Consider the following 20,214-nt stretch of genomic DNA (forward strand, 5'->3'; position numbering starts at 1 on the left):
CCACCGGCGACGGCGGCGGCCACCGCCAGCACACCGGCGCCGACGGTGCCGCCGCCGACCAGGCCGCCGAACCGGGGGAGCAGCCACGCCCGGCGGTCCACCGGGGAGCTGACCAGCCAGGCCTGGGCCGCCGGGGTGACCAGCAGCGGCCCGGTCAGCCGCAGGCCCCACCAGACGAGCCCGGCCCCCGCCGTCACGGCGGCCACGGCGATCCAGTACCTGTCACCCGGGTCGGTCCGGGCGACCTGCGGGGCCGCCAGGTGATCGCGGACCGCGGCGACGGCGAACCAGCCGTACAGGGCGACGAACAGGACCACGACGTAGGCGTCGGTGAGCACCTCGCCCAGCGAACCGGGATGGTGCCGGCGGCGGGCCCGTCGCAGCCGGGCCCGCAGCTGCCGGGGCGTGGGCGCGACCACCGGGGGCGGGAAGGTCCTGGTCGACGTCACCTCAGCCGCCGATCGCGATCCGCCGGTCGGCGACCGTGTCGATGAGTTCGGTGTCGTGCGACGCCATCAGCACCGCCGTGCCGGCCGCCTTCTCCCGCAGCAGCCGCTGCGCCAGCCAGGCCCGGCCCCGGACGTCCAGGCGCTGCTCCGGCTCGTCGAGGACGAGCAGCCGGCGCGGGCGCACGAAGCAGGAGGCGAGGGCGAGGCGGCGGCGCTGCCCGCTGGACAGCGTCGCCGGAAGCTGGTCGCGGGCCGGTTCGAGACCCAGTTCGGCGAGCACCTCCGCGACGGGATCGGCCGTACCGCCGTGGGCGTAGGCGAGCAGTTCGAGGTGCTCGACGACGGACAGGTCGGGGAAGAAGTCGATGTCGTCGAGGGCGGCGGCGACCGCCGCCCGGACCCGGGGGTCGGTCTCGTCGCAGCGCCGGCCGTCGAGCAGGACCTCGCCCTCGTCCGGGCGGTCCGCCCCGACGACGCAGCGCAGCAGGGTGGTCTTGCCGGAGCCGTTGGGCCCGACGACGACGGCGACCTGACCTGCGTCGAGCTGGAAGCGCACCTCGTCGAGGACGACCAGCGCGCCGAACCGGCGGGTCAACCCGCGTACGGCAAGTGTGCTCACAACCGCCCACTGTCGCACGCGGGCCGGCACCCCCGCCGACCCGGCCCGCCGCAGCGGTCAGCCCTTCACCGCGCCGATCAGGACGCCCTTGATGAAGTGCCGCTGGATGAACGGGTACACCGCGACGATCGGGGCGACGGTGAGCACCACCACCGCCATCTTGATCGCCTCGGTCGGTGGCATGGACACCCCGGTGGTGCCGCCCGAGGTGTGCGGGGCCTGACCGGCCAGCAGGTAGCTCTGTAGTACCCGCTGGATCGGGTACATGTCGTTGCGGTCGATGAACAGCAGCGCGTCGAACCAGACGTTCCAGTAGCTCACCGCGTAGAACAGCCCCACCACGGCGATGACCGCCCGGGACAACGGCAGCACGATCCGCAGCAGGGTACGGAAGTGGCTGGCCCCGTCGACCCGGGCGCTGTCCAGCAGCTCCTGCGGGATGCCCTGGAAGAAGCCCCGCACCACGACCAGGTTGAACACGCTGATCGCCGGCGGCAGGATCAGCGCCCAGATGGTGTCCTTGAGGCCCAGCCCGGTCACCACCAGGTACTTCGGCACCAGCGGCGGGTAGACCAGGAACGGGATCAGGAAGTAGATCAACAGCCAGCGGTAGCCGACCGAACGGGGCTGGGACAGCCCGTACGCGGCCAGCACCGTCACGGTCAGCGCCAGCGCGCTGCCGATGACGGTGACCAGCGTGCTGATCCACAGGGCCCGGGTGACCGCCCCACCGGCGAAGATCGTCTCGTAGGCCGCGGTGTCGATGCCCCGGGGGACGACCACGAGGCCGCCGGCCTCGGCGAGGGTCTCCCGGGAGGACAGGCTGGTCACCAGGATCACCCAGAGCGGGAAGAGTACGCTGAGCACGAGCAGGGCCAGGAAGACGGCCTTGAGTCCCTGGCCGATCCGGGTCGGTGGCTCCTCCCAGACCGGCCGGCGGTCGCGCCCCGCGCGGGCCCTCGGTGCGACGGTCGTGGTCATTTCGAGTAGATCCCCCGTTCGCCGAGCAGGTGGGCGACCCGATTGGCGGCCAGGATCAGGCCGAGCCCGATCGCCGCCTTGAACAGGCCGGCCGCCGCGCCGTAGCCGTAGTTCCCGGTGGCGATGGAGAAGTGGTAGACGAACGTGTCGAGCACCTCGGCGGCCTGCCGGCCCACCGCGTCGCGTTGCAGCAGGAACTGTTCGAAGCCGACCGAGAGCGCGTCGCCCAGCCGCAGGATGAGCAGCAGCACGATCACCGGGCGCAGGCCGGGCAGGGTGATATGCCACAGCCGCCGCCACCGGCCCGCCCCGTCGGCCGCCGCCGCCTCGTAGAGGCTGGGGTCGATGGTGGACAGCGCGGCGAGGAAGACGATGGTGCCCCAGCCGACGTCCTTCCAGACCGCCTCGGCGGTGACCAGGATGATGAACGTGTCCGGGTTGGTCATCACGTTCCACGGCTGCATGCCGGCGTCGCGCATGGTCTGCGCGAGCAGGCCGGCGCCGCCGAGCATGGCGACGAAGAAGCTGACCACCAGCACCCAGCTGAAGAAGTGCGGCAGGTAGACGACGGTCTGCACGAAGCCGCGCCACCGGCGGGAGAGCAGGTTGTGCAGCATGACCGCCAGGAAGATCGGCAGCGGGAAGAAGAAGACCAGCTGGAACGCGGTGATCGCCAGGGTGTTGCGCAACGCCTCCCAGAAGGCCGAGTCCTCGAACAACAGCTGGAACTGCCCGAAGCCGATCCAGTTGCTGCGGGCGAACGCCTGCAACGGGTTGTCGCCCAGGTAGGGGTTGTAGTCCTGGAAGGCGATGACGTTGCCCAGGATCGGCAGGTAGCTGAAGACCAGCAGGACGAGGAAGCCGGGCGTCACCATGACCAGCAGTTGCCAGTCCCGGGCGAGCCGGGTGCGCAGCGGCACCCGGCGGCGGGCGGGGCGGCGCCCGCGTCCCGCCCGGGTGGGCCCGTCGGGCCGGGTCCGGTCGGACCCGGCCACGACGGTGGTGTCGCGAGTGGTCATCGCCCGGCCTTGGGCAGGGACTTGGCGAGCAGTTCCCGCGCTTCCTCGCCCCCGTTGGCCTTCCACTCCTGCACGATGGCATCGACGTCGGAGAGCGGCCGGCGGCCGCGCAGGAGGTCGGTGAACTTGTCTTCGGTGGGCACCTGGTTGGCCTTGTACGCGGCCGGCATCTCCAGCTTCACCCCGTCCCAGGGGTCCTTCTCCAGGAACTTCACCATGGCGTTGGAGTAGTTCAGGAGGTCCGGCACGTAGTTCGGGGTCTCCGGGTACGGGCCGATGGTGGGGTTGCGCCCGCTGATGAAGAAGTACTGGTTGGCGATCTCCTTGAACGCCAGGTCGGTCTTGACCGGCCCGTTCGGCGTGCTGGTGTGGTGCTTGCCCGCCAGCCCGTAGTCACGCAGCTGCGCCTCCTGCGAACCCAGCGGCGCGGAGCACCAGTTCATGATCCGCAGCAGCTCCTCGACCCGCTCCTTGCCGAGCCCCTTCTTGACGAAGGTGAAGGAGATCGGCTCGTCGTCGCCCCAGACCAGGGGGTCACCGCCGGTGGCCGAGAAGACCGGCACCGGCTGGATGTTCAGCTTGGGGTTGACCTTCTGGTGCTCGGCCTGGGCGCCCTGCCAGAAGCCCACGCCGTTGCGGGTGAAGACGATCGCGCCGTTCTTGGCGAACAGTTGGACGTTGTCCGCGCCCTTGCTGGCGACGATCTCCGGGTGGACCAGACCGTCCTTGTAGATCTTGGCCATCACCTCCAGGGCCTGCCGGTACTCCGGGGTCTCGTACTTGAACTCCGGGGTCCCGTCGGCCTTCAGCCGCCAGCCCTGCTTGGAGGCCGGCACCTTGTGGTACATCTGGATCATCTCGAAGACGTTGTCGAACGCCCACACCTTCTTGGCCGGGTCGGTGACCTGCTTGGCCACGGTGAGCAGGTCGTCGAGCGACGCCGGCACCGCCAGCCCGCGCGCGTCGAGCAGGTCCTTGCGGGTGAACAACGCCCAGGGGAACGGCCCGTCGGTCGGGTTGGGCACGGCCATCAGCCGCTCGTTCCACAGCGAGTTGCGCCAGGCGCCGGTGGGGAACGAGGCCAGCATCGGGTACGCGTTGGCCGCGTCGCCCTTGAGGTAGTCGGTGAGGTCCTCGAAGAGCACCTTGATCGCCTCGGAGAAGCGCGGGATCTTCTGCACCTCCCAACCCGGCACGCAGAGCAGCTCCGGCACGTCCCGCGCGCCGAGCATCGCGTTGAGCTTGTCGGCGTAGGTGTTGCCGTCCTGGATGGTGAAGTTCACCGGCGTGCCCAGCTCCGCGTTGACCGCCTGGAGGTAGGCGTTCTGGGCGACCCCGGGCGGGGCCGGACCCCAGGCCGGGGTCATCGCGGTGATCTCCTTGCCGCTGGTGCCGGGCCGCTCGGTGATCGCGTCGACCAGTGCGGACGGGTACTTCGTGTAGCCGTCGGGCACCGGTCGGGTGCCGATGATGTCGGGCTTGATGCTCTGGGCGAGGTCCTTCTGCGTCGGCAGCAGGTTGGCGTAGGAGTCCAGGTTCTGCGCGGCGCCGGAGCCGGCCGGCTTCTCGGAGCACCCGGCGAGCAGGGGGCCGCCGGCGATGGCGGCCGTGCCGAGGCCGACCAGGCCGAGGAAGTGGCGGCGCGAGGCTGTCGAGCCGGGTTGCTGGGGTGTCATCGGTCCCCCCTTGGAAAGGGCTGGTGGTGGATTCGCAGGTGGAAGTGGAGCTAGTTGGTCTGGATGTTAAACAAACTAATGGACGGCGGGAGATTCCGACAAGAGGCATCGACGCCCGCCGTGCCCGCCGACGACGGACCACCCGTGCCCGGCGACCGTCGCGCCGGACCGCCCCGGGCACACCGTGCGGGCCCCGTACCTGCTGCGTAGGCTGCCCGGATGAGCGCACCGTCCCGCATCCTGGTCTACGGGGTGTACGGCGCGGGCAAGTCCACACTCGCCGCGCAGCTGGCCGACCGGCTGGGCCTGCCCTGGCACCCCGTCGACGACCTGCTGTGGCTGCCCGGCTGGGTCGAGGTGCCGGTGACCGAGCAACGCCACCGGATCACGCAGATCTGCCAGGGCGAGCGGTGGATCATCGACGGGGCCTACCACGGCTGGCGGGACGTGCCGCTGGCCCGCGCCGACCTGGTCGTCGCCCTGGACTACCCGCGCTGGCGATCCTTCGGCCGGCTGCTGCGCCGTACCCTCCGCCGGCTGGTGACCGGCGAGGAGATCTGCAACGGCAACCGGGAGACGCTCGGCAGCGTGCTGTCCCGGGACTCTATCCTGGTCTGGCACGTCGGCGCGTACGGCCGGGCCCGCCGCCGGATGCGGGCCTGGCAGGCCGACCCCACCGGACCGCCCGTGCTGCGCTTCGACTCCCCGGCGGAACTGGACCGCTGGGTGGGCGGCCTGCCCCGGCGGTGAGCGCGGCCCACCCCGCGCTCGGCCGGGGTCAGCGCTGCGGCGCGGGGCCGTTGTCGACGAACCGGAACACCGTCGTCAGCGGGGCGTCGCCCAATTCCTCCAGGATCAGCCCGCGTCGGCTGGAGTACTGGAGGTAGGCGGAGTTGTTGCTGATGGCGTAGGTCCGCTGGCCGCCGTCCGTGCCGTCGACCACGATCGAGAACAGCTGCCGTGGCTCCGACGGCGCGCATGGGGCCGCCACCACGGTCAGCGGATCGGAACCCGACGAGCGGACCTGCCAGCAGGCCAGGTCACCGTCGGCGTCCGGTTCGGCGGTGCGGACCAGGTAACCGCCGGACCCCTGGGGCACGAAGACGAACAGCGACCGGCCCTCGTCGCCGTCGACCTCGCCGAGGCGGCCGTCGTCGAGCAGGGACACCGCGCCCTCCGCCGCCGTGGACCGGACCAGGGCGAACCGGCGCTGCCCGAGCCGCAACGGATCGGCGGACACCGAACCCTGCGGCGTACCCGATGTGGCGCCCGTCGTGCCGGGCGTCGGTCCGCCGGTGGCCGGGGTACGCGGAGTCGGCCCGGTGGACGGGGTCGCCGTGGGCGGCGCCGACGTCGTGGCGGGCGGGCCGACGGGCACGGTGGCCTGCGGCGGCCCCGCCAGACGGGCCACGGCGAAACCGGCCCCCAGCGCCCCCAGCACGACGACCCCCACCGCGGCCGTCGCGACGTGCCGACGCCGACGCCTGCGGTCGCCCCGCCGACGGACCTCGGCGACCGTGGCCAGCCGACCGGTCTGCCCGGCGTGCCGGGCCAGCCCCCGCAGGGCGTCGTCGAGCATGTCGTCAGACCCCATGGCCCCTCCCCGCCGTCGTCTGCTGTCCGTCCCCGCTCAGGTACCCGGCCAGGCCCCGGCGGCCCCGGGCCAGCCGGGTCTTGACGGTGTTCGGATTCGCCCGGGTCTCCACGGCGATCTCGGCCACGCTGAGGCCGACCAGATGGTGCAGCACGATCGCCCGGCGCTGCTCGCTGGGGATGCGCCGCAACGCCTCGACCAGCACGACGTGATCGACCGAGACCGGTTCGACCTGCTGGGCGACCGCCTCCCGGCGGTGGGCCCGCACCCGGTTCACCGTCTTGCGCCAGGCGCTCACCGCGACCCGGTACGCCACCTTGCGTACCCACGCTTCGGGGTTGTCGCACTCCCGCACCGTCGACCAGCGGCCCCAGGCACGGGCGTACGCCTCGGCCACCGCGTCCTCGGCCTCGGTACGGCTGCCGACCATCGCGTACACCTGCCCCAGCACCCGCTGGGCCGACGAGGCGTAGAACGCGTCGAACTCCTCGGCGTCACGCATCGATCACGCTCTCCACCCACCCGGTCGCCTCTGGTCCCGTCCCACCCGGGGCGCGGCCCGCCCGGCCCTGCCCCGCCCGCCCCCTGTCGATCCCCGTTCCGGTCGGGTCGGTCGGAGCCGTGCCCCCGGCCGACCCGACCGGCCCACCGTCACCGGTCGGCCGGTGCCGGCCCGTTGTCGGTGAACCGGAAACTGCTCGTCGGCGGGGCGTCACCCAGCTCCTCGAGGATGAGGCCGGAGCGGGCGGAGGTCCGCAGGAACGCCCCGGCGTTGCTGATCAGGTACGACGGCGTGCTGCCGGCCGCCGCGAAGATCTCGAACTGCTGGCGCGCGTCGTCGGTCCGGCAGGTGGCGGCCTGCACCACCAACGGCTGGCTGTTGCCCGGATTATGCACCCGCCAGCACAGCGGGCCGGCACTGGTCCGGGCGTACGCCTTGATCAGGTACTTCCCACCGCCCAGCGGGGTCGGCACGAACAGCTGCCGCCCCTGGTCGTCGTCGACCTCGGCCAGCCGCCCGGAGTCGGTCAGCGACAGGCCGCCCTCGAACGAACCGACCCGGACGATCGTGTACTGCCGGGTGCCGGTGAACCCGCGCGGGGCGGAACTCGTCTTCGGCGGGGTGGCGGACAGCCCCACCGCCACCGCCGCCGTCTTCCGCTGCGGCTCGGCCGGGGGCCCCTCGGCCCCGGGCCGCGACTGGGCACAGGCCGCCAGCGCGCCGGTCAGGGCCAGCAGCCCGACGCCCGCGAGCCATCGTTTCGTCGACATCGTTCGCTCCTTCTGGTGGGGGATCTCCGTCGACGTACCGGCCCGGTCGTCGCCGCCGGTACCCGACTCACCCCTCAGGACGTCCGGAACGGCCCCCCGGTTTCACCGCCCACCACGATCTTTTCCCGGCCGGAGGTTCAGGCGTCGGCCGGGGGGATGGGCGATGTCCGACCGGGAAGTTTGGGATGCTGGGCCGGTCCGGCTACCGACCTGAAGGGACCTCCCGATGGCAAAGGTCATCTCCACGCTGTTCATCTCGGCCGACGGCGTGGCCGAGATCGACCCCGACTGGCACTTCCCGTACTTCGACGACAACATGGGGCGGGCCGTCAGCGCGGACTACGACACCGCCGACGTGCTGCTGCTCGGCCGGGAGACCTACGACAGCTTCGCCGGGGCGTGGCCCGACCGGGAGGCCGCCGGCGGTGACGACGCGCCCTTCGCCAAGCAGCTCGGCGACCTGCGCAAGGTGGTCGTCACGCGGCAGGCGAGGGAGCTGCCCTGGCGCAACTCCGAGGTGCTCGACGGTGACCTCCTCGACGTCGTCGCCGCGCTGCGTGACGACCCCGGTGTCGGCGGCGTCCTCATCCCCGGCTCGATCTCGGTGGTGCAGCAGCTGCTCGCCGCCGGGCTCGTCGACGAGCTGCGGCTGCTGGTGCACCCGGTGGCGGCGCGCAAGGGCCGCAGGCTGTTCGACGACGGGAACACCCCGTACCACCTGCGGGTGACCACGACCGAGGTGTACCCGACCGGGGTGATCCGGGTGATCTACGCGCCGACCGACGCGCCGGCGGCGGCCGGCTACGACGAGGCCAAGGAGCAGTTGGCCGCCGGGGAGTAGCCCCCTGCCGACGGTGCCGTCCCGTCGTGACGCGCGACAGGCGTGCCGGGTCAGCCGGTGGCGTCGGGCGGGCGCGGGTCCAGCTCGGCGGCGGTGACGGCGCCCCGCGCCCGCAGCCACCCGACCAGCTCGGTGGCGCCCCGCCGGACGGCCGCGTCCAGGGCGGTGCGGTGCTCCCACGGCGGTACCCGGTTGAGCCGCGCGCCGCGTGCCCACAGGTACCCGGCGCAGGACTGCCGCCCGCCGTGGCACGCACCCCAGAACGCCCAGTCGATCTCGTCGGGCGTCGGCGGGGTGTCGCCGGTGCAGGCCCGCTCCACCCGGTCGTGCAGGCCGAGCGTCGCCGCGTCGACGAGGGTGGTGCGGGCCCCCCGGACGACCAGCCGGTACGCCACCCGCCACTGGGCGAAGGCCCGCGCGTTCGCCAGCGGCGTGCCGTCGGCGATCACGCTCCCGGGAGCTTCGAGGTCGGCGCCGGCGTCCAGCAGCGCGTCGACGACGTCCACGTCGTCGCAGCTGGCCGCCCAGTGCAGCGGGGTCTCCCGGTGCGGCCCGGCGAACCGGGCGTCGACGTCGGCACCGGCGGCGACCAGTGCGGCGACGGTGGCGGCGCCACGCGGGAACCGGCCCGGCCAGTCGGTGACCACGTGCAGCAGGGTTCGGACCCCGCCGACCCGGTCGGCGATGCGCGCGGCGGCCAACCCCGGATGCGCGTCGAGCAGCGACCGCAGCCGGGCGAGGTCGCCGTCGCGGATCGCCCCGGTCACCGCGACCGCCAGCGGATCGTCGGCAGCGAGCAGTGGCGGGTCACCGGTCATCTGCGCGACCCTACCCGGGCCGGCGGCCGTGTCCCGCCGCCCGGGTGCGTCCGGGGGGCGGTCGGTGCGGTGTGGTCGGGCGGGAAGCAGCAGGTCCAACGGCCGGGGCACGTGGTCCGGGTCGAGGGCGTGCACCAGCGCGGCGGCGTACCGGGCCTTGCGGCCGCTGGTGGTGCCCAGGAACCGGCGCAGTTGCCGCTCGACGGACCGGCCGCGCTGGGCGGGCTGGTTCTGGAAGACCCGGAACCGGGGCAGGTCACCCTCGGCGGCGAGGACGTCCTCGACTCCGGCGGGACCCGACGCGCGGATCAGTTCGTCCTCCAGGTCGGCGACGCAGACCGGGAAGCCGAGCGCCTCCATCGCGGGGCGGTCCAGGCCGACGCCGAGACCGACCTGCTCCAGGCCGCGTCGGAACCAGCCCTCTTCGGCCTCGTCGCACATCCCCCGGACGGCCAGGCCGAGACCCGGCGGGCCGAGCAGCCGCAGGAACCGGCCGGCGCTCGTCGCACCGCCGATCGGCAGCACGCAGACGCCCTCGGCGGGCAGGTCGCGGCCACGCCGTACGGCCAGCGCCTCGACCGCGCCGCGGTCGCTGACCCCCTCGACGAGCACCACCGTGGTCAGCCCGGCACCGGCCAGGCGGCGGGCGAGCACCGCGGCCTGCGCCGAGTCCGGGCCGCCGGCCGCCCAGGTGTGGACGGCGACGCGGAAACGGTCCGGTTCTGGCACACGTCGAGTCTCGCCACTACCCGGCCCGCACCGCCACCGGATTCGCCGGAGGCGGACCGGCCGGTCATTGTGGGTGCCGGTCCCCGGGCCCGGCCGGCGCGGTGAACCGGAGCTGCCACCGGGGGCCGTACCGGCTGAGGCGCACCACCGCCAGGGGGGCGACGTCCAGCCGGGGCAGGGCGGCCATCGGCAGGCCGAGCGCGTGCACGATCGCCACCCGGACCACCATCGGATGGGTCACCGCGACGATCCGCCGGCCCGGCCCGAGCCGGTCGTCGAGCCAGCCGGCGACCCGGTCGCGCAGCGCGGCGAGGGACTCCCCACCGTGCGGCGTCGCCCCGGGCGTCTCCCACCACTGTCGCAACGCCCCGGGCTCCCGCGCCCCGACGTCGGCCAGGCTGCGCCCGGCCCAGCCGGCGTAGTCGCAGTCGGCCAGGGCGGCCTCGACGGTGGGCCGCAACCCGAGGGCGTACGCGGTCTGCACCGCCGCGGTCGCCGGGCTGGTCAGGCAGGTGTCCACCGTGCCCAGTGGCCCGGTCCGGCCGTGACCGGCCAGGGCGAGAGCGGCCTGTCGACCGCCCTCGTCCAGGTCGTCGTCGCCCGCGCCGAACACCGCCCGCCGTAGCGCGCCGGTGTGGGCGTGGGCGACCAGCCGCAGGCTGGTCGAGGTCACGGGCGGGCCGGGGTGCCCTGACCGGTCAGCGGCTCGCGGGCCCGGTCGTCGGGGCGCGGCCCGCCGGGGCGTCGGCTCATCAGGGCGCTGAACAGCAGACCGAGGGCGGTCCACAGCACCACCTGGGTGCCGAGCGACGCGAGCCGGAAGTTCCACAGCAGCGTCGCCGGGAAGTCGTCCGGCACCTCCTGGAACGACGGCAGGACGACGTACCCGACGCCGACGACCAGGACGAAGCCGCCGAGGGCCGCGCCGTACCGCTGCCAGGGCGGCGCGTCCGCGCGGACCGACCGGTAGCCCAGGGTGCCCGCCCAGACGGCCACCAGGCCGAGCACCACCAACGCCAGGTAGGCGGCGGTGCGCTGGTCGATGGTGTCGGGGTTGCCGACCGCCGGGGGATTGGCCGGGTACTTCCCGAACGGCACGAGCACCAGGCCGAGCAGGGCGCCGCCCGCCAGCAGCAACGCCGACCGGCCGTCGTCGGCGGCCGGGAACCGTCGGCGCAGCAACACGTACGCGGTCGCCAGCAGGCCACCCATCGCCGTCCCGAACAGCCCGGTGGCCAGGAACAGGCCGAACCGCTGCCCGTCCCGACCGACCAGGTCGTCGGCGTGGTGGTCGTCGGCCACCGGCCCGGTGTGGGTGGCGGCCTCCTCGATCGCGATGGCCGCGTCGATGCGCGGTTCACCGACGAGGTAGCCGAAACCCCCCGCGAGCAGGCCGGCGACGAGACCGGCGAGCAGCCCGCGAATCAGGACGGTGACGAAGGTGGGTGGGTTGTGGGCAGGGGTCAGTGGCACGGGACACCGAGCAGGTGCCGGCCGTCGTGCATCAGCTCGTGCAGGAACATGCCGCTGCGCGAGACCGCACCCTGGTCGAACGCGACCAGGTAGGTGAGCAGCAGGAGTACGCCGACGACGGCCAGGGCCGCCCACCACAGACGGGCGGACCCGACGGGGTGCACCAGCGGCTGGGCAGGAGTGGGACTCGACATGGGATTCGAACCTTCCCGGGGATGACGCGTCCCCATCGCAAGGCTGCGGACGACCGAGCGTCCTGGCTCGCGGGCCCGTCGACGACGGAACCGCTCACAGTGGCGCGACCGCGCCGGATTCCCACCGGCTTACCTCGCGACGCCGCAGATAGTGGGTCGACCGTAACGGCGCGACCCCCGACCGGTCAATCGTCACCCCGGGAATGTGACGTGCCGGCCGGGGCCGGCACGTCACCCGCCGACCGGCCCGGGGGAGCCGGGGGCGGTGTCGCGGCGGCGTCGTCGGGCCGCCACGCCCAGGGCGACGTCGACGACGAGGAAGGCGAGCAGGCTCAGCCCGAGCAGGGGCAGCGCCCAGCCGACCGCCGCCACCACCGGTACGCCGACGAGCACCGCCCACCACGGCAGGCCGCGTACGCCACCCCGGGGTGGCGGGGTACCGGTGCGGGCCCGCCGGTCCGCCCGGGTGGGCCGGCGCTGCCACCACATCCGGTAGCCCCAGACGACGACGCAGAGCAGCCCGAGGGCCAGCGCGGCGAGCAGGACCTGGTTGACCGGGCCGAGGAGCACCCCCATGTGGGCCTGGATGCCGAGTCCACTGAGCTGGGCCAGCACCGGCCAGTCGGCGAAGTCGCTGCGGGCGGTGACCGTCCCCGCGGTGGGGTCGACGGCGACGCGGTCCTTGGCGACCGGCCAGGTGTTGTCGACCTGGGTGACCGTCCAGGCCGAGCCCGGCGCGCCGGGGGCGATCTCGACCGGTCCGGCCAGCCCGGCCGTCCGGGCGGCTGCCAGCACCCGGTCGAAGGCGGCCGACTCGACCACCCCGCCGGCCCCGGCGGCGCCGTGGTGGCCGCCGCCGGTGTCGGTCGGGCCCGGTCCGGCGGCGAGGGCGGTGGAGAGCTGCGGGGCGCGGGCGTCGAGCGCGTCGAGACCGGCGCCGAAGTTCGCCCCGGCGTACCGGGACCAGGTCAACCCGGTGGCCGCGAGGAACAGCAGGCCGACGGTGAGCCAGATTCCGGTGGTGGCGTGCCAGCCCCGGGTCCGCCGTACCCCCCGGGCGGCGGTCAGGTCCGGTACGAGCAGGTGCCGCGCGGTGGCCCGGGAGGCGCGGCGGCGACGCCACCACAGCACCACCCCGCCGAGCGCGAGCACCCACAGCCAGCTCGCGGCCAGCTCCGAGTAGTGCCGGCCGACCGTGCCCAGGTGCAGGTTGCGGTGCAGGTCGTCCAGCCAGGTGGTGGCCGGTGTGGACCCGAACCAGGTGGTGAGCTGTCCCTGCACCCGGCCGGTGTACGGGTCGACGTACACGGTGTGCTGCCTGTCCGCCAGTTCCGGCACGGTGAACACCACCTTCGTGGTCCGGTCACCGGTGCCGGGCTGCACCGCGCTGACGCTGCCCTCCGGGTGGGCGTTGCGGGCCGCCCCGACCTGGTCGGCCACCGGCAACGGGCGCTCACCCACCTGCGTCACGGTCAACCGGTCGCCGTAGAGCGCCGCGTCCACCTGCGGGGCCACCGTGTAGGCGAGCCCGGTCAACGCGGCGACCACCAGGAACGGCGCGACCAGGACGCCGGCGTAGAAGTGCAGCCGCAGCAGCAGCGCGCCGAACGGGGACGCGCCCCGGGCCGGCCGGGCGGGCGGGGCGGCGGATGACGCGGGTTCCGGCCTCGGCGGGTCGGACAACTCAGTGACAGACATATTCATCCGATCAGATGTGTTGGGATGTACCCGATGGTCGCCCCGTGCTTGCGGGTCAGCCGGTGTCCGTACGGTCGGCGTCGCCCGGTGAGGTAGTCGCAGCGGACGTCCCTGCGGTTCCCGGCACATGTCCGGCCGGGACGGCGACGTCTCCGGTCCACGGCGGACGTCTCGAAGGTGGACCGGCACCGGGTCTGCGGGGCCGCAAGCGCCTGCGGCGTACCGGCGGAGGGTGGCCTCAGGGGCGCGGCGACCGGCGTCGCCGACCCAGCACGGCCGCCGCCGCCAGCAGGACGACCAGCACGCTGCCGGCGACACCGACGACGGTGGCCCGGCCGCCGCCGCGCCCCGACGCGAGCGCGGCGGCCGGCGCGGCCGACGCGGTGGCCGGGCCGGCCGGGTCCGCCACGGTGAACGGGTACGACCCCTGCACCGGGTGCCCGTCGGCGGAGACCACCCGGTACGCGACGGTGTACGTCCCGTTGGGCAGGGGACCGGTCACCCGGACGCTACCCGTCGCGCCGGAAACCACCGGATCTCCGGTGGGGACTCGTCGTTTCGTCCCGTCGGTGAGCACGATGGTGGTGAATGTCGGGTCGAGCCGGGCCAGGAACTCCAGCGTGATCGCGGTGGGCGCGCGGGTCAGCGTCGCGTCCCGGGCCGGCGAGGCGGACCGCAGGCCGTTGTGCGCCCGGGCCGGCGTGGCGGCGACGAACAGGGTCAGGACGCCGGCCAGCAGCGCGGCGACGAACCGGCCGGCGGCCCGGCGGGACGGTGACGTGGTCGTCATGGGCCGGCTCACCCGAGGACCTGCTGGCCGATCCACCCGTCGGGCGGGCAGCCGGGCGGGACGGCGAAGACGGCGGAGCCGATCGGCGTGGTCCACTCGTTGAGCAGATCCCGGTCGGCGAGTCGACGTTGGATGGGCAGGAACTGTGCGGTGACGTCGGCCTGGTACGAGGCGAAGATCAGGCCACTGTCGGCGTGCCCCTGCGGGGTGGGCGTGCCGTCGTAGTTGTACGGGCGGCGCAGGATCTTCAACCGGTCGTCGGTGACCCGGGCCCGGGTGAGGTGGGAGAAGTCGGGGATGACGGTGAGCCCGTCGTCGCCGACGGCGGCGAAGTCGGGTTCGTCGTGTTCGCCGGTCCCGGTGAGCGGGGCGCCGGTGTCGAGCCGGCGGCCGACGGCGAGTTCCCGGTCGGTACGGCCGAGCAGGTCCCAGGTCTCCAGGTTCATGCTGATCCGGCGGACCACCAGGGTGGTGCTGTCGCGGAGCCAGTCCGCACCGTCGGGCACCCAGACGGCGGTGTCCAACGCGACGCCGGGGCGGGGGTTGGCGGTGCCGTCGAGCTGGCCGAACAGGTTGCGTTGGGTGTGCCCGGCGGGCTCGACGCCGGGGCTGCGCCGGAAGCCCTGCTGCACCCAGCGGACGGTGGCGAAGGGCCGGCTGTCCTTGACCAGCACCCGCTGGGCGTGCGCGACGGTGACCGCGTCGTCGGCGCAGATCTGCACCAGCAGGTCCCCACCGGACCAGGCCGGTTGGAGCCGGTCGATCCGCAACGCCGGCAGGTCGGCCACCGACGGTGGCCGCCGGTCGTCGACGCCCGCGGCCCGGTACAGGCCGGGACCGAAACCGAAGGTCACGGTCAGCCGCGCCGGCAGCAGCCCGAGTTCGGCCTCGGTGTCGGCCAACGCCGGTCGGCCCTGGGTGAGCCGGGCGGCGTCGTCGCTGAGCAGCCGCAGCAGCCGGCCCAACGCCGCCCGGTCGGTTCCCGGTCGCAGGGTGAACGCGACGAACGCGGCGTGGGCCTGCGGTTCGGTGGCCACCCCCGCCTGCCGGGGCCCGTGGAACGGCTCGACCAGGCCACCGACGGCCGCCACCGGACTCGGCTGCGGCGCGCCCGGCCCGTCGGTCGGCCCGTCCCGCCCGCCGCCGACCACCGCGCCGCCGACCAGCGCGCCCCCTGCGGCCAGGGTCCCCCCGGCGAGCAGGCCACGCCGGCTCACCGCGCGGACGCCCGGGTGTCCGGTCACGACGTCGGGCCGGTCGTCGGCTGTCCGCTCATCTCCGGCTGCCCGCTCAGCTGCGTCGCGGGTGCGCCGTGGCCGGGGGCGTAGCTCTCCTGCGCCCCGGTGAACGGCTTGGCCACGGCGGTGAACTGCTGGGTCCGGCCGTCGGCGAAGGTGAGGGTCACGGTGACCTCGTCGCCGGCCCGCACCGGCCGGCGGAGGTCCATCAGCATCAGGTGGTCGCCGCCGGGCTCCAACACGTGGGTGCCCTTCGCCCTGATCACGATGCCGCCCTGCTTCTGCCGCATGACCATCTTGCCGTCCTGCATGGTCATCTCGTGCAGTTCCAGCGCCGACACGGCGGTGGTGGCGCCGGTGAGCGTGACGTCGGTGTCGCTGTCGTTGACCAGCGTCCCGAAGGCCGCCGTCATGCCCTTGTCGGCCGCCTTCACCCACGGGTCCCGGATGCCGATCACCCCGGCGGGGGTGCTCGCCGGGGCCGAGACGCCCGCCCGGGTGCCCGACGCCGGGTCGGCCGGGCCGCAGCCGGCGGTGCCGACCGCCAGCAGGGCGGCGGTGACGGCGGCGAAGACGACGGGCGCGCGTCGATTCGCGCCGAGTGGACCGGTGGGACGCATGGGTTCTTCCTCCGTTGTGCTGATGCTCTGTCCCGTTGGTCGGTCACCGCTCACCGAAAGTTCCGGCCGGTCGGGATTGTGCCCCGCCGGGTGACCGGGCGGGCCGTCCCGCCGTCGTCGGCCGTCGCCGCCCTGCGGGCGGCGGCACCGGGCCGGGCGTCCGGGTCAGGCGGCCGACCGGTCGCGGGTCCGCGCCGAGCCCGCGTGCGGCGGCAGCAGGCGCAACGTCGGGGCGGCGGCGGGTACGTCGTCCGCGCGCAGCCGCCAGGCGGGCCGGTCGCCCCGGCCACGTCCGGCCGGGCCGTCCGGCCACAGCCGGGGCCGGGACAGCGCGACCACGATCAGATAGCCGGTGAGCAGGAACCCGTGACTGACCAGCCGGGTCGGCTCCACCCGGCCGGTGACCAGGTCGTTGGCCGAGAGCAGCACGAGCGCGGCGACGAAGGCGCTCAACATCGGCAGCAGCCCCCCGGTCGGGGTGCGCCGGGCGGCCACGAAGAGGAAACCCGCGCCGACGGCGATGTTCCACGCGGCCGACTCGTGCCACAGGTGCCCGGACGCCAACGTGTCGAGCGCGCCGTGGGCGTGCCCGGTGGCCGGGCCCCGGCCGACCTGGGCCAGCCCCAGCACCAGTTGCAGGGCGCCGATGAGGGCCAGCCCGGTGCGCAGGCCCGGCACGAGCCGGTCCCGCAGCCGGCGGGGGGCGGGGAGGGCGGCCAGCACGACGTCGGCGAGATCGGGACCGGCCGCCGTGGCTCCCGGCTCCGGCCCTGCCGGGACGGCGGTCGCCGACCGTAGCCGGTGGGGTGTGTCGACCGTCGCTTCGCAGCGGTCGGCGGTGGAGAGCGTCAGGCGGGACCGCCGGGTCACCGTCGCGGCCCGGTCACACCAGACCCGGCAGTCCGCGCACCCGTCCAGGTGCGCGTCCGCCGCGATCCGCTCGGCGGGGGTCTCCTCGCCGTCCAACTGTGCCGACAGGATCTCCCGCCACTGCTCACACCCCATGTACGGGTAGTCGGCCGGCAGGGCGTGGTGGTTCCCGCGGTCTCTCCCCGGGCACGGTCGCCGCCCGGGTCGGCGGTCAGCCGGCGGCGCTTCCCGGCCGGCGACGGATCGCCTGAGGGTTCCCCTCGACCGCCGCGACGAGGTCCTCGCGGGCCCGGGCGACCCGGGACCGGATGGTGCCGACCGGGCAGCCGCACACCTCGGCCGCCTCGGCGTAGGACAGGCCGAGGACCTGGGTGGCGACGAAGGCCTCCCGCCGGTCGGCGGGCAGGGCCAGCAGCAGGTCGTTGAGGACCACCTCGCCGTCGAAGCCGCTGCCCCGGGTGTCGGGCGTGTCGTGCCACTCGGACAGCGGCACCGTACGCGGACGCGACGTGGCGGCCCGGACGTGGTCGACGGCGGTCCGGCGGGCGATGCCGAGCAGCCAGGTACGGGCCGACGAGCGGGCGGCGAACGACGGCAGCGACCGCATCGCCCGCAGGTACGTCTCCTGGGTGAGGTCGTCGGCCTCGGCCGGGCTGATCAGGTGCGCGACGAACCGTCGTACGTGCTGCTGGGTGGCCCGGATGAAGCGGGCCGCAGCCTCCCGGTCACCCCGACCGGCGGCCAGCGCCCACGCGGTGATCTCCGCGTCGTCGTCGCCCACCTGCCACCTCCGTGTCCGGTTCTGCCGCCTGCCGTGCTCCGTCGTCGTCCGTCAACGGTAACGACGGGGTGTAGTAGGTCCCGGGTGAGCGTACGGCATACCCGGCGTCACCCCCGCCCACTGGTACGGACGGGAAGCGTCGGCGGATCATCCGTACCGGGTGTCGGGACCGGAGGCCCATCGTGACCAGCCGGGCACGGGGTGCGCAGCCGTGGACGAGTTTTGATCATCCTGGCCTCAGGTTGGGACGCCGTAGCCAAAACTTTTGCTATCTGCGTAAAAAGTTAGTGAACTATTGATTGAAGTCCGCTCTTCGTGAGGATGATCCGATGCGCTGTCCCCCTCCAGCCACCGGACCCGCCGGGCGTACCCTCGCCGGCCTGCTCGCCCTCGTGTTCGCCGTGGCGGTGGTCCTGCTGCCCACCGCCCCGGCGCAGGCGCACGGCACGCTGGCGATGTCCACCCCGGCGGCCAACGCCACGGTGGCCGAGCCGCTGACGACGGTGGAGTTGTACTTCACCGAGCAGGTCGCGGCGAACGCGTACTTCACCGTCACCGGGCCCGGCGGTGGCCGCGTCGACAACGGCTGGCGGCACGGCACCCCCCGCCCCCTGGACAAGCCGGTCCGGGAGTACCTGCTGGTCGACGGCAAGTTCGAGCCGAAGGAGTACAGCACCGGCTACCCGGCGGTGGTGACGCTGGCCCACCTGCCGGCGGCCGGCCAGTACGCGGTCAGCTACCTGTCGGTGGCCTCCGACGGCGAGCCGGTCCGGGGCACCATGACCTTCCGCTACACCGGACCGGCGACCGCCGCGCCGTCCGGCTGGCAGCCCCCGGTCGACCAGCCGGACCCGGCGCTGGTGGCCGCCGCCGAACAGCACGCCACCTCCGGCCACGCCGCCGGCCCGTCGGCCTCCGCGGTGCCGACCGCCCCGGCGACCGCCGCCGGGCCGGCCTCCCCACCGGCCGCCGCCCCCGACGACGACGAGGGCGGCCTCGGATGGCTGGCCTGGACCGGCGGAGCGGTGCTGGTCGCGGCGGCGGTCGGCTTCGCGGCGTGGCGGCGTCGCCCGGCGCCGGCGACCCGGCCCGCCGGCCGGTCCGCCGGTCGAGCGCGTACCCGGGGGACGGCCGGCCGGCCCGGTGCGGGTGCCCGCGTCAACCGGTCGAAGACGGCGGGCGGTGGCCGGAAGGCGGCCCGACCCGCCGCCGCCCCGCGTGCGGTGGTCACCGCACCGGTGCCGACACCCACCAGGACCGGGACGACCCCGGCGCCGGCGACCCGGGCCACGGCCAGGGCGGCATCCGCGACGACACAGGCGACCCGGGCCACCGCCGGCGCGGCACCCGCCACGACGCAGGCGGCACCGGTCACGGCCGGTGCCGCAGCTGACGGGAGCGTCTCCGGCACCGAGGGAACGGCATCCGCAGCGACGACGTCCGACGCCGACGGGACGGTGTCCACCCCGGCCGGAGCCGCGCCGACCCCCGGGGGTCGACTGGGCAACACGGGTCTCGCGTTGCTGGTCGGAGGGCTGGTGGTGGCCCTGCTCGCGGGCTTCGGGCTCGGCCGGATCGGCTCCGGTGCCCGGCCCACCGACAGCACCACCGCCGCCCCGCCGGCCACCGGTGCGGCGCTGGCGGCCGGGGACGGGCACCAGCACGGGCCCGGCACCGGGGCGCACACCCATCCCGGCGACGCCGGTGGAGCCCAGGCACAGGTGACCGGGCTGTCGGTCAACGCCGGGGGCTACACCCTCCAGCCGGCGGCCCGGACCCAGCCGGTGGGCGTACGCGCCGACTACCGGTTCCGCGTCGTCGGCGCGGACGGCAAACCGGCGACCCGGTTCGCGGTCGTCCACGACAAGCCGCTGCACCTGGTCGTGGTGGGGCGGGACCTGAGCGGCTACCAGCACCTGCACCCGACCATGGCGTCGGACGGCACCTGGAGCGTCCCGCTGACGCTGACCCGGCCCGGCGGCTACCGGATCTATGCCGACTTCTCGGTGACCGGCGTCGACGGCACCCCGGTCCCGCTGGTGCTGGGGGTCGACCACCAGGTACCCGGCGCGCACACCCCGGTCCCGCTGCCGCCGGCCGCGTCGCAGTCGACGGCCGGACCGTTCACGGTGACGATGGGCGGCGCCCCGACGGTCGGGGTGACCGTGCCGCTGTCCTTCCGGCTCGACGGCGTCGACCCGGCCCGCCTGGAGCGCTACCTGGGGGCGTACGGGCACCTGGTGGTGGTGCGCGAGGGCGACCTGGGCTACGTGCACGTCCACCCGGACCAGGAACTGGTCGACGGGACGGTGCGGTTCTGGCTGACCGCCCCGAGCGCGGGCCGCTACCGGGCGTTCTTCGACTTCCAGGTCGACGGGAAGGTGCACACCGCGCAGTACACCCTCGATCTGACCTGAGCGCGGTTGCGGCCGACCCCGCGTACGCCGCCGGGGTCGGCCGCAACCGCGACAGCCCGGCCCGACCCCGGGAGGTCCACGACGCGGGGGTGAATCGGTGGGCCCGCCCCCGGGGTGTCGGGGGGAACGGCCATG

Annotated in this window: 21 protein-coding genes and 1 riboswitch; of the genes, 3 read left to right on the top strand and 18 right to left on the bottom strand. The window is 74.4% G+C overall.

The features are described 5' to 3' along the window. The 5 genes from H1A17_RS35415 to H1A17_RS01165 form a co-directional block, all read right to left on the bottom strand. Window positions 1-449 (bottom strand): DUF6297 family protein (locus H1A17_RS35415; RefSeq protein ID WP_309236659.1); only part of this gene is annotated, 449 nt, incomplete at its 3' end. A 1-nt stretch (window position 450) separates the two neighbouring features. Next, on the bottom strand, window positions 451-1,068 hold the full coding sequence (ccmA, locus tag H1A17_RS01150) for a heme ABC exporter ATP-binding protein CcmA (protein WP_309236660.1): 618 nt from the start codon (window positions 1,066-1,068) through the stop codon (window positions 451-453). A 57-nt stretch (window positions 1,069-1,125) separates the two neighbouring features. Then, complete coding sequence (locus H1A17_RS01155; protein WP_145920276.1) at window positions 1,126-2,049, bottom strand: carbohydrate ABC transporter permease; 924 nt, start codon at window positions 2,047-2,049, stop codon at window positions 1,126-1,128. Further along, window positions 2,046-3,068, bottom strand: coding sequence for a sugar ABC transporter permease (locus tag H1A17_RS01160; RefSeq protein ID WP_194820808.1), 1,023 nt, complete (start codon window positions 3,066-3,068; stop codon window positions 2,046-2,048). The genes H1A17_RS01155 and H1A17_RS01160 overlap by 4 nt, the downstream gene beginning before the upstream one ends. Continuing rightward, window positions 3,065-4,744 (bottom strand): extracellular solute-binding protein, encoded by a 1,680-nt coding sequence (locus H1A17_RS01165; protein ID WP_194820809.1) that lies wholly within the window; start codon window positions 4,742-4,744, stop codon window positions 3,065-3,067. Before H1A17_RS01165 ends, H1A17_RS01160 begins: the two co-directional genes overlap by 4 nt. Before the next feature lie 219 nt (window positions 4,745-4,963). On the opposite strand from H1A17_RS01165, the gene H1A17_RS01170 reads away from it, so the two are divergent. Next, a complete protein-coding gene (locus H1A17_RS01170) occupies window positions 4,964-5,494 on the top strand; it encodes an adenylate kinase (protein ID WP_145920273.1) in 531 nt (176 codons plus the stop codon). A 28-nt stretch (window positions 5,495-5,522) separates the two neighbouring features. On the opposite strand, the gene H1A17_RS01175 is transcribed toward H1A17_RS01170, so the two are convergent. From H1A17_RS01175 to H1A17_RS01185, 3 genes are all read right to left on the bottom strand, one after another. Then, window positions 5,523-6,338, bottom strand: a complete 816-nt coding sequence (locus H1A17_RS01175; RefSeq protein ID WP_194820810.1) for a hypothetical protein — start codon at window positions 6,336-6,338, stop codon at window positions 5,523-5,525. Further along, complete coding sequence (locus H1A17_RS01180) at window positions 6,328-6,840, bottom strand: SigE family RNA polymerase sigma factor (protein WP_145920271.1); 513 nt, start codon at window positions 6,838-6,840, stop codon at window positions 6,328-6,330. Before H1A17_RS01180 ends, H1A17_RS01175 begins: the two co-directional genes overlap by 11 nt. Before the next feature lie 149 nt (window positions 6,841-6,989). Next, the gene (locus H1A17_RS01185) at window positions 6,990-7,610 is read right to left on the bottom strand and encodes a hypothetical protein (RefSeq protein WP_194820811.1); all 621 of its coding nucleotides are present in this window, start codon (window positions 7,608-7,610) and stop codon (window positions 6,990-6,992) included. 226 nt (window positions 7,611-7,836) lie between these two features. Between H1A17_RS01185 and H1A17_RS01190 the strand changes: the two genes are divergently transcribed. Then, on the top strand, window positions 7,837-8,451 hold the full coding sequence (locus H1A17_RS01190; protein WP_145920269.1) for a dihydrofolate reductase family protein: 615 nt from the start codon (window positions 7,837-7,839) through the stop codon (window positions 8,449-8,451). Window positions 8,452-8,501: 50 nt separating this feature from the next. Here H1A17_RS01190 and H1A17_RS35420 read toward each other — a convergent pair whose 3' ends face one another. The 10 genes from H1A17_RS35420 to H1A17_RS01245 form a co-directional block, all read right to left on the bottom strand. Beyond that, on the bottom strand, window positions 8,502-9,998 hold the full coding sequence (locus H1A17_RS35420) for a TOPRIM nucleotidyl transferase/hydrolase domain-containing protein (protein WP_309236661.1): 1,497 nt from the start codon (window positions 9,996-9,998) through the stop codon (window positions 8,502-8,504). A 64-nt stretch (window positions 9,999-10,062) separates the two neighbouring features. Further along, on the bottom strand, window positions 10,063-10,671 hold the full coding sequence (locus H1A17_RS01205; protein ID WP_194820812.1) for a histidine phosphatase family protein: 609 nt from the start codon (window positions 10,669-10,671) through the stop codon (window positions 10,063-10,065). Then, entirely contained in the window at window positions 10,668-11,471 is an 804-nt protein-coding gene (locus H1A17_RS01210) for a CbtA family protein (RefSeq protein ID WP_194820813.1), read from the bottom strand. Before H1A17_RS01210 ends, H1A17_RS01205 begins: the two co-directional genes overlap by 4 nt. Further along, complete coding sequence (locus H1A17_RS01215) at window positions 11,462-11,665, bottom strand: CbtB-domain containing protein (protein ID WP_088644932.1); 204 nt, start codon at window positions 11,663-11,665, stop codon at window positions 11,462-11,464. Before H1A17_RS01215 ends, H1A17_RS01210 begins: the two co-directional genes overlap by 10 nt. Before the next feature lie 60 nt (window positions 11,666-11,725). After that, window positions 11,726-11,794, bottom strand: a riboswitch (cobalamin riboswitch). 102 nt (window positions 11,795-11,896) lie between these two features. After that, a complete protein-coding gene (locus H1A17_RS01220; protein ID WP_194820814.1) occupies window positions 11,897-13,363 on the bottom strand; it encodes a PepSY domain-containing protein in 1,467 nt (488 codons plus the stop codon). Between the two features lie 238 nt (window positions 13,364-13,601). Next, window positions 13,602-14,153 carry a copper resistance CopC family protein gene (locus H1A17_RS01225; RefSeq protein WP_194820815.1) on the bottom strand — a complete coding sequence of 184 codons (552 nt, stop codon included), beginning with the start codon at window positions 14,151-14,153 and terminating at the stop codon, window positions 13,602-13,604. An 8-nt stretch (window positions 14,154-14,161) separates the two neighbouring features. After that, entirely contained in the window at window positions 14,162-15,370 is a 1,209-nt protein-coding gene (locus H1A17_RS01230) for a Dyp-type peroxidase (protein ID WP_194820816.1), read from the bottom strand. Between the two features lie 23 nt (window positions 15,371-15,393). Next, window positions 15,394-16,011, bottom strand: coding sequence for a copper chaperone PCu(A)C (locus H1A17_RS01235; protein ID WP_194820817.1), 618 nt, complete (start codon window positions 16,009-16,011; stop codon window positions 15,394-15,396). Between the two features lie 165 nt (window positions 16,012-16,176). Next, window positions 16,177-17,016 carry a zf-HC2 domain-containing protein gene (locus H1A17_RS01240; protein WP_194820818.1) on the bottom strand — a complete coding sequence of 280 codons (840 nt, stop codon included), beginning with the start codon at window positions 17,014-17,016 and terminating at the stop codon, window positions 16,177-16,179. 76 nt (window positions 17,017-17,092) lie between these two features. After that, entirely contained in the window at window positions 17,093-17,662 is a 570-nt protein-coding gene (locus H1A17_RS01245) for a sigma-70 family RNA polymerase sigma factor (RefSeq protein WP_145920261.1), read from the bottom strand. 329 nt (window positions 17,663-17,991) lie between these two features. On the opposite strand from H1A17_RS01245, the gene H1A17_RS01250 reads away from it, so the two are divergent. Next, entirely contained in the window at window positions 17,992-20,079 is a 2,088-nt protein-coding gene (locus H1A17_RS01250; protein ID WP_194820819.1) for a copper resistance protein CopC, read from the top strand. Window positions 20,080-20,214: the final 135 nt, after the last annotated feature.

This window comes from Micromonospora sp. S-DT3-3-22, assembly GCF_015354745.1.
Classification (GTDB): Bacteria; Actinomycetota; Actinomycetes; order Mycobacteriales; family Micromonosporaceae; genus Micromonospora; species Micromonospora wenchangensis.